Annotated in this window: 10 protein-coding genes; 6 read left to right on the top strand and 4 right to left on the bottom strand. The window is 68.8% G+C overall.

From position 1 onward, the window contains the following. The first annotated feature begins 65 nt into the window (after positions 1 to 65). On the top strand, positions 66 to 2,051 hold the full coding sequence (locus ACFZDJ_RS17935; RefSeq protein ID WP_391060036.1) for a GTP-binding protein: 1,986 nt from the start codon (positions 66 to 68) through the stop codon (positions 2,049 to 2,051). A gap of 116 nt (positions 2,052 to 2,167) precedes the next feature. Beyond that, positions 2,168 to 4,036, top strand: coding sequence for a cellulase family glycosylhydrolase (locus tag ACFZDJ_RS17930; protein WP_391060034.1), 1,869 nt, complete (start codon positions 2,168 to 2,170; stop codon positions 4,034 to 4,036). On the opposite strand, the gene ACFZDJ_RS17925 is transcribed toward ACFZDJ_RS17930, so the two are convergent. Then, positions 4,029 to 5,297 carry a YncE family protein gene (locus tag ACFZDJ_RS17925; RefSeq protein ID WP_391060032.1) on the bottom strand — a complete coding sequence of 423 codons (1,269 nt, stop codon included), beginning with the start codon at positions 5,295 to 5,297 and terminating at the stop codon, positions 4,029 to 4,031. The genes ACFZDJ_RS17930 and ACFZDJ_RS17925 overlap by 8 nt on opposite strands. 174 nt (positions 5,298 to 5,471) lie before the next feature. On the opposite strand from ACFZDJ_RS17925, the gene ACFZDJ_RS17920 reads away from it, so the two are divergent. Together ACFZDJ_RS17920 and ACFZDJ_RS17915 are read left to right on the top strand one after the other, a co-directional pair. Continuing rightward, entirely contained in the window at positions 5,472 to 6,143 is a 672-nt protein-coding gene (locus ACFZDJ_RS17920; RefSeq protein ID WP_168514452.1) for a TetR/AcrR family transcriptional regulator, read from the top strand. A gap of 597 nt (positions 6,144 to 6,740) precedes the next feature. Further along, entirely contained in the window at positions 6,741 to 7,733 is a 993-nt protein-coding gene (locus ACFZDJ_RS17915; protein ID WP_391060030.1) for a polyprenyl synthetase family protein, read from the top strand. Here the strand turns inward: ACFZDJ_RS17915 and ACFZDJ_RS17910 are convergent. Further along, entirely contained in the window at positions 7,720 to 8,067 is a 348-nt protein-coding gene (locus ACFZDJ_RS17910) for a hypothetical protein (protein ID WP_391060028.1), read from the bottom strand. The two genes, ACFZDJ_RS17915 and ACFZDJ_RS17910, sit on opposite strands and share 14 nt — an antisense overlap. Then, the gene (gene ctaD, locus ACFZDJ_RS17905) at positions 8,064 to 9,749 is read right to left on the bottom strand and encodes a cytochrome c oxidase subunit I (protein ID WP_391060027.1); all 1,686 of its coding nucleotides are present in this window, start codon (positions 9,747 to 9,749) and stop codon (positions 8,064 to 8,066) included. Before ctaD ends, ACFZDJ_RS17910 begins: the two co-directional genes overlap by 4 nt. 105 nt (positions 9,750 to 9,854) lie before the next feature. Between ctaD and ACFZDJ_RS17900 the strand changes: the two genes are divergently transcribed. Both ACFZDJ_RS17900 and ACFZDJ_RS17895 read left to right on the top strand, forming a co-directional pair. Further along, on the top strand, positions 9,855 to 10,418 hold the full coding sequence (locus tag ACFZDJ_RS17900; RefSeq protein WP_391060025.1) for a sigma-70 family RNA polymerase sigma factor: 564 nt from the start codon (positions 9,855 to 9,857) through the stop codon (positions 10,416 to 10,418). Beyond that, entirely contained in the window at positions 10,411 to 11,397 is a 987-nt protein-coding gene (locus ACFZDJ_RS17895; RefSeq protein ID WP_384918232.1) for a CU044_5270 family protein, read from the top strand. Before ACFZDJ_RS17900 ends, ACFZDJ_RS17895 begins: the two co-directional genes overlap by 8 nt. A 76-nt stretch (positions 11,398 to 11,473) precedes the next feature. Here the strand turns inward: ACFZDJ_RS17895 and ACFZDJ_RS17890 are convergent, their stop codons facing one another. Further along, positions 11,474 to 12,325, bottom strand: a complete 852-nt coding sequence (locus tag ACFZDJ_RS17890; RefSeq protein WP_391060022.1) for a tetrahydrofolate dehydrogenase/cyclohydrolase catalytic domain-containing protein — start codon at positions 12,323 to 12,325, stop codon at positions 11,474 to 11,476. Positions 12,326 to 12,330: the final 5 nt, after the last annotated feature.

The raw sequence follows: 12,330 nt of genomic DNA, 5'->3' as shown, positions 1-12,330 counted from the left end.
AATGCGCACACCGTTCATGTCCACCCAGGAAGGAATCACTCCCACTCCAAAGGACATGACACCCGGTGCATATGCTCAACCTGGGAATCCTGGCGCACGTAGACGCCGGTAAGACAAGCCTGACCGAGCGGCTGCTGCACTCGGTCGGAGTCATCGACGAGATCGGCAGCGTCGACGACGGGAACACCCAGACCGACTCCCTCGCCCTGGAGCGGCAGCGCGGTATCACGATCAAGTCCGCCGTGGTCTCGTTCGCGGTCGACGACGTGACCGTCAATCTGATCGACACCCCGGGACACCCGGACTTCATCGCCGAGGTGGAGCGCGTGCTGAGCGTGCTCGACGGCGCCGTGCTGGTGATCTCCGCCGTGGAGGGTGTGCAGGCGCAGACCCGTGTGCTGATGCGGACGCTCCGGCGGCTGCGCATTCCCACGCTCGTCTTCGTCAACAAGATCGACCGCGGCGGGGCGTGCCCCGAGCGCGTGCTCGACGCCGTCGCGGCGCGGCTCACACCGGCGATCGTCCCCATGGGCGAGGTCCCGGCACAGGGTACGCGGGACGCCCGCTTCGACCTGTTCGACGAGGCACGGCTCGGCGCGTTGCTGCTCGACCTGCTCTCCGAGCACGACGACGCGCTGCTCGCCGCGTACGTCGAGGGCCGGGTGTCGTACGACCTGATCCGCGCCGCTCTGGTGCGGCAGACCGGGCAGGCCCTGGTGCATCCGGTGTTCTTCGGCTCGGCCGTGACCGGCGCGGGAGTCGACGAACTGATCGCGGGGATCAGGGAGTTGCTGCCGCGTGCCGAGGCCGACGTCGACGGCCCGGTCTCGGGCAGCGTCTTCAAGGTCGAGCGCGGCCCCGCCGGGGAGAAGATCGCGTACGCCCGGATGTTCTCCGGGACGCTGCGGACGCGCGACCGCCTGCCTCTGGGTGACGGAGAGGAGGGCAGGGTCACCGCGATCAGTGTCTTCGACCGGGGCGCGGCGGTGCGCGAGCAGTCCGTGGCCGCGGGGCGGATCGGCAAGCTCTGGGGCCTCGCGGACATCCGTATCGGCGACACCATCGGCGTACCGCGGAAGGCGTCGGCCGGCGAGCGCCACTTCTCGCCCCCGACCCTCGAAACCGTCGTTGAACCCTGCCGTCCGGCCGACAAGGGCGCGCTGCACGGCGCCCTCACCCAATTGGCCGAGCAGGACCCCCTGATCGATCTGCGCCAGGACGAGACGCGCAAGGAGATCTCCGTGTCGCTCTACGGAGAGGTGCAGAAAGAGGTCATCCAGGCGACTCTGGCCGATGAGTTCGGCATCGACGTCCTGTTCAGGGAGACGACACCGCTGTGCGTCGAGCGGCCGTTCGGCAGCGGCGCGGCGGTCGAGTTCATCAAGAAGGACGCCAATCCCTTTCTCGCGACCGTCGGCCTGCGCATCGATCCGGCCCCGGTCGGCTCCGGGGTGCGGTTCCGGCTGGAGGTCGAGCTCGGAGCGATGCCGTACGCGTTCTTCAAGGCGGTCGAGGACACCGTGAAGGAGACGCTCGCGCAGGGAATCCACGGCTGGCAGGTGACGGACTGCACGGTCACCATGACCCACTGCGGCTATTGGCCCCGGCAGAGCCACGCCCACCAGGGCTTCGACAAGAGCATGTCCAGCACGGGCGCCGACTTCCGGGGCCTGACCCCGCTGGTGGTGATGGACGCTCTGCGGGCGGCGGGCACCCAGGTGTACGAGCCGATGCACCGCTTCAGGCTGGAGGCCCCGGCGGACACGCTCGGCGCGGTGCTGCCGGTGCTGGCGAAACAGGGAGCCGTCGCGGGGACCACGGAGCTGCGGGACGCTTCATGTGTGCTGGAGGGCCGGATTCCGGTCGCCCGGGTCCATGGGCTGGAGCGGCAGCTCCCGGGGCTGACCCGCGGCGAGGGCGAGCTGGAATGCGCCTTCGACCACTACGCACCGGTCCTGCGGGGAACGGTCCCCGACCGCCCGCGCACCGACCTCAACCCGCTGGACCGGAAGGAGTACCTGCTGAACGTGACGCGGAGGGTCGGCGCCTGATCCCGCACACGGCGACACGGCTCCCAAAAAGATCTCCAAGAGACCTCCAGAAGATGAAACTTACTCTGGAGTCAGAAGTATTGACGCCTTCTTGTGCACCGGCGACTGTTGTGGACATGTCGAAGTTACGTGCGCGTCTGCTCGGCGTCCTCGTACTCCTCACCGGCTTCCTCTCGGCGGCGGGCGCCCAGCCCGCCGCCGCGGACGGACTCCCCGACTCCCTGTGGTTCGACGCGCCGGCGGCGGCCACCCTCACGGTCGACAAGGGCCGCTTCCTCGACGGACTCGGCCGCGAGGTGGTCCTGCGCGGCTACAACGTCTCCGGCGAGACGAAACTCGAAGAGAACAGCGGCCTGCCTTTCGCCTCGGTCGCCGACGCCAAGAAGTCCGCGACGGCCCTGCGGGCCCTCGGCGGCGGCAACTCCGTGCGCTTCCTGCTCTCCTGGGCCCACGCCGAACCCGTACGCGGCCAGGTCGACTCCACCTACCTCGCCGCCGTCACCGACCAGATACGCGCCTTCCTCGACGCCGGAATCCGCGTGTATCCCGACTTCCACCAGGACCTCTACTCCCGCTACCTCTTCAACTCGGGCAGTTGGTACACCGGTGACGGCGCCCCCAAGTGGGCCGTGGACGCCGGGAACTACCCGAGCGAGTCCTGCGGGATCTGCATCTTCTGGGGCCAGAACATCACCCAGAACGGGGCCGTGAAGCAGGCACAGTACGACTTCTGGCACAACGCGTACGGCGTCCAGGACGCCTTCCTCACCACGGCCCAGGCCACCATGGCCTACGTCAAACAGCACCTCAGCACGGCCCAGTTCGGGGGCCTCGTCGGCTTCGACCCGTTCAACGAGCCTTACGCGGGCACCTACGACTCCGGGCAGACCAGCCGCACCTGGGAGCGGGACCTGCTCTGGCCGTTCTATGTGAAGTTCCGGGCCCGGATGGACGCGGCCGGCTGGCAGGACAAGCCCGCCTTCGTCGAGGCCAACCTCTTCTGGAACTCCAACATCGACTCCCAGAAGCAGGAGGGCGGTCTGCTCGACGCGGGCACACTCGGCCCGCGCTATGTCTTCAACACCCACTTCTACGACCAGAAGGCCATCTCGGGCATCCTCATGTGGGGCAACGCCGGGGACGGCCAGTACGCCACCGACTTCGGGACGGTCCGCGACCGCGCATCGAGCGGGGGGACTACGGCGATCGTCAGCGAGTTCGGCCATCCACTGTCGGGAACGGTCTCCGGCAAGGCCCCGACCGTCGACAAGGCCATGTACCAGGCCCTCGACTCCCGTCTCCCGGGCGCCACCTGGTGGACCAAGCCGACGTCCTCCGGCCCGGTGCTCTCCGGTACCCAATGGCAGTGGGACATCTACAACGGACGCCATCACGAGCTGATGAACGGCAACGCGAGCAAGGTACTCACCACCGGCGACGCCTGGAACGACGAGGATCTGTCGGCCGTACGCCTCGACGACTCGGGCACGGCCGTCCTGCGTCAGGACGCCCGCCTGCTCGACCGGCTCTATCCGAGCGCGACCTCGGGCAGCACGGTCGCCTTCACCTACGAGGACCGCTCCCGGGACGGCTCCACCACCCTGACCTGGAATCCGGTTCCGTCGTCCCTGCCGCACGTCTCCCAGCTGGTGGGATCGGGCCAGTACGGGCTGCTCCTGTGGCGCTCGGGCGGCGGCAGCGCTCCCACCGAACTCCATCTGCCGGCGTCGTTCCCGACCGCGTCCACGACGGTGGTCTCCGACCTCGGCGCGACGATCTCCCCGCCCGCCTACACCACGACCACTCCGATCGCCGTGGCCCCCGAGCCGGGCGGCACCGGCAGTCGCCGACTGCTGCTCACCGCACCGGACTCGGGGACCCTGCACTACGCGCTGGTCACGAACGGGGCGACGGCCCCGTCCGCCGATCTGCTGAGCGCGGCCCGTTCCGAACTGAGCTCCTGGGCCGCCTCGTCGGTCAACTAGTCGAAGGGCCGGTCCAGTTCGCCTCCACATGGCCGAGGCGAACACGCTGGGGGTGGTCACCGACCGGCACCGACACCGTCTTCTGCCCCGTGGCGAAGTCGATGGCGGTGACCTGGTCGGCGCCGCTCTCGGAGACGATGCAGTCCTTGCCGTCACCGCTGACGGTCGCCCAGTACGGCTTCGAGGCGGTGACGAGCGGGCCCTCCTGGAGGGTGGCCCGGTCGACGACGGTCGCGTAGTCGTCCATCGTTCCGGCGACACACAGTTTGGTGCCGGACGGGTTCATCGAAATGCCGTGGTGGCGCGAGTCGTTGACCCAAGTCGTGCGGTCGGTGCTGGTCGCGGGGTTCATCGGCAGGGTCTTCACCCGGGTGATCCGGTCGGAGGCCACATCGTACTCCAGGAAGCCGTTGAAGAACGACACCTGGAAGTACAGCTTGGACTCGTCGGGGCTGAAGACGGCGGGCCGGACCGCGTCGGAGAAGTCCGTGAGACCGATCGCGTCCAGCCGCTGCCGCATGTCGATCACCTTGACCTGCTTGTAGGTGGTCGCGTCGACGACGGTGATGTGCCGGTCGCCCTTCGTCCAGTCCAGCCACGGGTCGTCGAGTGAGGTGTTCACATCGCCGATGGCCATGTTCCAGATGTACTTGCCGTCCCGCGTGAAGATGTTCTCGTGCGGCTTGTCGCCGGTGGCGAAGGAGCCCAGCTGCCTGCCCGTGTTGATGTCGAGCACATGCACGGTGTTCGCGGTCGACGCGGAGACCGCGACGCGGGTGCCGTCGGGGGAGACGGCCATGTGGTCGGATCGGTAACCGGCCACGGGGAAGCGCCAGTTGATCTTCCCGGTCGCCAGGTCGATCGAGACGACATCCGCGAAGCTCGGGCGGGAGACGACCACCGACTTGCCGTCCGGCGTGGAGTACATGTCGTCGACGAACTGGTCGTGGCCCTCGCCGACGCCGTTGCGGATGGCCTGGAAGTAGATCCACTTGATCGGATCGGCGTTGATCTCCGCCATCCGCGCGTCCTTGTCCGGGACGACGTTGATCCGGCCGACCTTCGCGAAGTCACCGGTGGACTTGATGACGTCCGCGGTGCCGTCCCAGTTGTTGCCCACGAACATCACTTCGCGCAGGTCGGACGCGGCGGTCTGTGCGGCGGTCCGCGCGGAGGCCGCGGTCGCCGTACCGCCGAGGGTGAAGGTGAGGGCGACGGCGGCGGCGAGCGTACAGAGGTGTCTGGGTCTGAGGGCAGACATGGCGGGTCCCTTGTCGTAGGCGGGGGGTGCGGGCGCCGAAAAAATCTGAACACGGCTGCGTTCAGAGTGGACTTACTGGAAAGTAAGGAAGGATCGGCGCTCTCCACAAGGGTCCGTGCACGACAAAATCATCGGAGGGACGAACAGTTCGTCCCTCCGGCGAGGGAGGAACGCGTGGCGGGCAGGATCAAACAGCCGACCGGCCGTTACGGAGGCAGGACCGCCGCGGAACGGCAGGCCGAGCGACGCTCGCGCTTTCTGGCAGCCGCGCTCCAACTCTTCGGTGACAGCCCGGGGTTCAGATCCACGACCATCGCGACGCTGAGCGAGGCGGCGGGACTGTCGACGCGTCAGTTCTACGAGGAGTTCCGCACCCTCGAGGACGTGCTGGCCGCCCTCCACCTCCAGGTCAACGACTGGGCCGAGGAGGCGGCCCTGGCCGCCCTCGCCGACGCCCAGGACCTGCCGCTCGCCGAGCGCGCCGACGCGATCTTCCGCGCCTACGCCGCGAACGTGACGGCGGATCCGCGCCGCATCCGCATCACCTTCGTCGAGATCATCGGCGTCAGCCCGCGCCTGGAGGAGCAGCGGCTCGCCCGCCGGGCGCGCTGGGTCGACTTCATCTGCGCCGAGGCGACCGCGGCCGTCGACCGCGGCGAGGCGGTGCCGCGCGACTACCGGATCGCCGCCACCGCCTTCATCGGCAGCGTCAACGGCCTCCTGCACGACTGGCGCGCCGGCTGGGTGGACGCCACGCTCGACGAGGTGGTCGAGGAACTGGTCCGTCAACTGCTGGGGATCCTGCGACCGGCGGGGTGGAACCCGCACGAGCCCGGAACCCCATGACGTGACCTCACCTCACCGTGGGTCCCGTGCCGGCCATCGGTCGAGGTGTCCTCGAACCCGGCGGTGAATCCCTCGAGATCCACCGCCGGGCCCGGGACCGTGCGCCGCTCCCCGGCCCCACGGGTTCGGCGCGGTGGGGCCGGCTCCGCGCGAGGATGCCCCATCCGGCAGCCCACGACTGGGGGAAGCCGTGGGCTTGCGCGGCCCGAGGGACCAGAGGCGGAGATGTGAACACGGTTGCTCCCTGGGCACCGCCCATCCTCTCCGACCGGGACCCGCCGCGTCGTCGTGCGCGTGCCGAACATCGCACTACGCGGAATGCAGGAGATGACCTCAGCCATGTCCTCCGGAGGTAGGACGGACGCGGGGGAGAGGCTCCCCTCACGGTCGTGGGCCCGCCTACGGGGCCGGTACGCCGGCGAGCCGACGTGACGGTTTCAAGGACGGATTCCCGCGGTCCGACTGTTCGGCTCGGTGCCAGGGAGTCGGGCAAGGGGACCTGTCGTGGCTGAAAGTCGCTCTGGTTGCCCTCCAGCCGGAGTGATCGAATCGGTGCTCGATTCAATCTCGGTGGTGAGGGGTCTGCTCGTGCGTTCCATGTCCTACTTGGACCTTCATCGGCAGTTTTCGGTGGACATCGACGCGGAGATGGAGGCCACGCTGGACAGACTCGCCCCTCAGGCCGGGGCGGTGCGGGCCGCGGTCACGGAACTCGTGCGGAACCGCGAGTTCACGTACCCGCTCTCGGTGCTGCCGCTGATCGTGCATGCCGTGGAGACGGGCGCGCCCGAACCGGCCGTGCCGCTGGCCGTCGTGCATGAGCTGTGGTGGACCTCGGCGTGCCACCTCGACGACCTGGCCGACGGGCAGGGCACCCACCTCGCCGGTGACCTCGGCGGAGGTGAGGCGCTGCTCGCCGCGCTCATCAGCGGGACTCCACTGCCTCTGCTCGTCGTCCAGTCGCAGGCCGTCCCGGAATCGGTGCGCGGCACCCTGTCGGCCGAGATCGTGAAGTGCACGATCGTCGCGACCGAAGGCCAGCTGAGTGACCTGCGCGGGGATGCGGCGACGGCCACGCGCGACTCGGTGGTCACGGCCTATCGAGGGAAGTCCGGCGCCCCCTTCAGCATGGTCACCGCAATGGCCGCCGCATTGGCGGGTGTCGAGAAGGAGCGAGTGGAGCTCTGGCGCGATTTCGGCGATGTATTCGGCATCCTGTGGCAGCTGTGCAACGACCAGGAAGACATCCAGTCCGGCCGCAACGAGGACCTCCTGAACGGCACGGTGACGTATCTCCTGGCCTGCGCCCTCGATGCGTCCGCCTCCCCCTCCGCCGAGCGAGTCCTGAGGCTGCACGCCGACGCGAGGACTTCCCATGACGCCCGAGCGGAACTCATCGACACCCTTCTGGCGCCGGATGTTCTTGGCCGGTACGAGGACGACATCAACAAGTTCCGCGGCGAAGCGCACCGCATTCTGGACGAGCTGGGCGGCGACGAGCCTTACTTGTCGGTGATGCGGAATCTGGTGGACGACTCGTCCAGGATGCTTCTGCGTGCCGACCTCGCCCGCGAGGTCACCGTCGGCTGACCGAGACGACGGTCACCAAGGCGAAAGCGGCACCGAGAAGAAACACGGAGCAAAGGCGCCGACGCAGTGCGCGATACCGCGCCTCGTACTCGGCGCGCAGTTCCCGGCCGCGCGCTGCCGTCCGTTCCCAGGAGCGGCGGGAGAGGCTCAGGTAGGTGTCCGTGAAGCGTTCTTCCGCCTCTGCGCGTTGGGTGTCCGTCAGCCAGGCCAGGGAATGGGTGAAACGAGCCGCTTCCGCCCGTCCCTCGACCTTGGTGGCCTCGATGAGCAGATGGCCCTCCAGCTCGTTGATCAGTGCCCGCGGGGACGGCGGACGGTCGTCCATGGTCGTCATCGCAGCTCCTTCCGAGGCGTCTGAAGACGTGCGGCCGCCACCGTGATCTCCGGGTGGTGCAGGTCGAAGGCGGGAGACTCGCTGCGGATGCGCGGCAGGGTGAGGAAGTTGTGGCGCGGCGGGGGACAGGAGGTCGCCCACTCCAGCGAGCGGCCGTAGCCCCACGGGTCGTCGACCTCGACCTTCTGGCCGTACTTGGCGGTCTTCCAGATGTTGTAGAAGAACGGCAGGAGGGAACTGCCGAGAAGGAAGGAGAAGATGGTCGAGATGGTGTTGAGGGTGGTCAGGCCCTCCACCGCCAGATAGTCGGGGATACGGCGCTGCATTCCGTTCGCGCCCAGCCAGTGCTGCACCAGGAAGGTGCCGTGGAATCCGACGAACAGCGTCCAGAAGGTGATCTTTCCGAGGCGCTCGTCGAGCATCTTGCCGGTGAACTTCGGCCACCAGAAGTGGAATCCGGAGAACATCGCGAACACGACCGTACCGAAGATCACGTAGTGGAAGTGCGCCACCACGAAGTACGAGTCCGAGACGGGAAAGTCCATCGGCGGCGAGGCGAGCATCACGCCGGTCAGACCACCGAAGACGAAGGTGATCAGAAAGCCGGTCGCCCACAGCATCGGGGTCTCGAAACTCAAGGACCCCTTCCACATCGTTCCGATCCAGTTGAAGAACTTCACGCCTGTCGGCACGGCGATGAGGAACGTCATGAAGGAGAAGAACGGGAGCAGTACACCGCCGGTGACGTACATGTGGTGCGCCCACACGGTCACGGACAGACCGGCGATGGAGATCGTCGCGGCGATCAGGCCCATGTAGCCGAACATCGGCTTGCGGGAGAACACCGGGATGACTTCGGAGATGATGCCGAAGAACGGCAGGGCGATGATGTACACCTCCGGATGGCCGAAGAACCAGAACAGGTGCTGCCAGAGCAGGGCACCGCCGTTGGCCGCGTCGAAGACGTGGGCACCGAACTTGCGGTCCGCCTCCAGCGCGAACAGTGCGGCGGCCAGCACGGGGAAGGCCAGCAGCACCAGAACACCCGTGAGCAGCACGTTCCACACGAAGATCGGCATGCGGAACATCGTCATGCCGGGGGCGCGCATGCAGATGATGGTGGTGATGAAGTTGACCGCGCCGAGGATCGTGCCGAAGCCGGAGAAGGCCAGACCCATGATCCACATGTCGGCGCCGACGCCCGGCGAGCGGACCGCGTCCGACAGCGGGCTGTAGGCGAACCAGCCGAAGTCGGCCGCTCCTTGTGGCGTCAGGAACCCGCCCACGGCGATCAGCGAGCCGAGGAGATAGAGCCAGTACGCCAGCATGTTCAGCCGCGGGAACGCCACGTCGGGCGCGCCGATCTGCAACGGCATGATCCAGTTCGCGAAACCGGCGAACAGCGGCGTCGCGAACATCAGCAGCATGATCGTGCCGTGCATCGTGAACGCCTGGTTGAACTGCTCGTTCGACATGATCTGCAAGCCCGGCCGGGCGAGTTCGGCGCGCATCAGCAGCGCCATCACCCCGCCGACGCAGAAGAAGCCGAACGCCGTGACCAGATACAGCGTGCCGATCGTCTTGTGATCCGTGGTGGTCAGCCACTTCACCGCGGTGAGTCCAGGACGCCGCGCACGCGTGGGAAGGGCCCCGGGCGGCGTCGTGACTGTGGTGCTTTCCATGCCCCGCCTGTGTCCGGCGCCGGGCCCACCGTCACACTTGGGTGAAGCGACGAGCGTCACACCGACACCTGTGACGATCGCGTACCTGCCGGACACCTACGGACTATGAGCAACGACGAGACCTTCGCCGCTGCCTATCGCGAGCACTACTGGGCGGTCAGCCGCTATGTGGCGAGGCGACTGGACGGCCGGAGCAGTGATGTCGAGGAGGTGGTGGCGGAGGTCTTCACCGTCGCCTGGCGGCGCCGGTCCGACCTCCCGCCGTCCCCGCTTCCCTGGCTGTACGGGGTGGCACGCCACTGCCTGGCCAACGCCGTACGCGGCTACGGGCGCCGCCGCAGGCTCCTCGACCGGCTCGGCAACGACGAGAGCGCGCATGGCAGACAGGTCGTCGACAGCCCCGACTCCGCGTCGCCGGGCGACTGGGTGCACGAGGCGCTGGCCCGGCTCTCCCCGGCCGACCAGGAGGTACTGCGCCTCACCGCCTGGGAGGAACTCGGCGTCGACGAGGTCGCCGTCGCACTCGGCTGCGGCAGCCGCGCCGCGGCCATGCGCCTGCACCGTGCCCGCCGCCGGCTCAGAGCCGAGATCGACCGTATGCACATCACCGTGGCCGGCGGCCCCGCCCCGCCCCGCCGCGACACCCTGAAGGAGCACGGCCATGGCTGACGAACTCGACATCCTGCGCCGCGCCAACCCGGTGCCGTCCACCGACCCCCGCTTCCACGACCGCCCCCTCGACCAGCACGCGGAGCGCCGCCTCAACCAACTGCTGCACGGCGGACGGCGCAGCACGCGTCCCGGTCCGCTGCGCCGTTGGGTCTGGAGCGTCGCCACCGCGGCCGCCGTCGGTGTCGTCGTCCTGACGCTCACGCTGTCGGGATCGACCACCACCCCGGCCGTGGCCGCACCCCGCCCGCTGATCGTCGAGGCGGGCTCCACCCCCGTACCCCTGGACCGGCTCGCCGACCGAGTGGCCGCGTCCGCCGGCTCGCAGCGGCTCGTCCAGGGCACCCATGTACAGACCTGGAGCATGGGCCTGACCTCCGGGCCCGGGGCACGGCCGCCGATCACCCTCCCCGAGGAGCGCGTGGTCCGCTGGAAGGCCGACGGCAGCCACACGGAACTCGTCGTGGCGACCGACCCCCGCCATCCGGGCAGGCCGGTCGTCACCGACGCCGACCCCGTCCCCCGCACGGTCGAGGACGGGCATGTCCTGACCCGGCGGACCTACCCGCCGAGCTGGAGCGACGCCCCGCCGGTGGCCCGGCCGCCGCACGACGCCCAGCGGCTGCGCGCCTACCTCGAGGAGATCGACCGCACCGGGGCGATGGACACATCCCAACTCATCGACACCGTACGTGAGTTGCTGGACAACTGGACGCTCGGCACCCGTGAGAACGCCGCGCTCGTCCGTGTCCTCGCCGACGCGAAGGGGCTGCGCCCGGCCGGAGCGGTCACCGACCGGCTGGGCAGGCAGGGACAGGCGTACGTGTACGACGACACCGCGCACTCCGCGCGACGGATGCTGATCCTCGACCCGAGGAGCGGCGCCGTGCTCGGGATCGAGGACACCGTCACCAAGGACGATCCCGAGTACGGCGTGAAGGCCGGGGACGTGATGTCGTACAGCGCGTGGATGCGCTGAGCGGGCCCGGAGCCCTGTGAGTGAAGCCGAAAGGCTGTACGCAGGCTCGGAGCCCTGTGAGTAAGGCCGAAACGCTCTACCGGAGGCCGAGTTGGCGCTCGGCCCCGGTCACGGTCTGCTCCAGCAGGACCGCGATCGTCATCGGGCCGACACCGCCCGGCACCGGCGTGATCAGCCGGGCCCGCTCGCGGGCGGTGTCGAAGTCGACGTCGCCGACGTTCCCGGGGTTGTAGCCCGCGTCGATCACGACGGCTCCCGGCTTGATGTCCTCACCGCGGATCAGCCGGGGCCGGCCCACGGCGGCCACCACGATGTCCGCCTCGCGGACGACCGAGGAAAGACCGGTCGTCCGCGAGTGGCAGTAGGTCACCGTCGCGTCGCGGCCGAGCAGCAGCATCCCGACCGGCTTGCCGAGGATCGCGCTGCGCCCCACCACGACGGCGCGCCGGCCCGCCGGGTCGACGCCGTACTCGTCGAGGAGCCGCATGATGCCGCCCGGGGTGCAGGACACGAAGCCCGGCAGGCCGAAGCTCATCGCCGAGTACGAGCTGAGCGTCACCCCGTCGACGTCCTTCTCCGGCGCGATGGCCTCGAACGCCGCCCGCTCGTCGATGTGCGGCCCGACGGGGTGCTGGAGCAGGATGCCGTGCACGGTCGGGTCGCCCGACAGCGCCTTCAGCGTGTCGACCAGCTCGGCCGTGGTGGTGTCGGCGGGAAGGGCGACGTGCCGGGACTCGATGCCGGCCTTGTGGCTGCGGTTCTGCTTCATCCGGACGTAGGTGACCGAGGCGGGATCCTCGCCGACCAGCACCGTCGCGAGACACGGTGCCATTCCCGTGCGCCCGGTGAGTTCGGCCGCGCGCTTCGCGGTCTCCTCGACGATGCGGCGCGCGAGACCCGCGCCGTCCATGAGGTGGGCCTGGGACATGAGCT

Origin of the sequence: Streptomyces sp. NPDC007896 (assembly GCF_042959425.1) — a bacterium.
Taxonomy (GTDB): Bacteria; Actinomycetota; Actinomycetes; order Streptomycetales; family Streptomycetaceae; genus Streptomyces.
The sequence above is the reverse complement of the archived record's forward strand: the minus strand, read 5'-3'. Positions and strand labels throughout refer to the sequence as shown.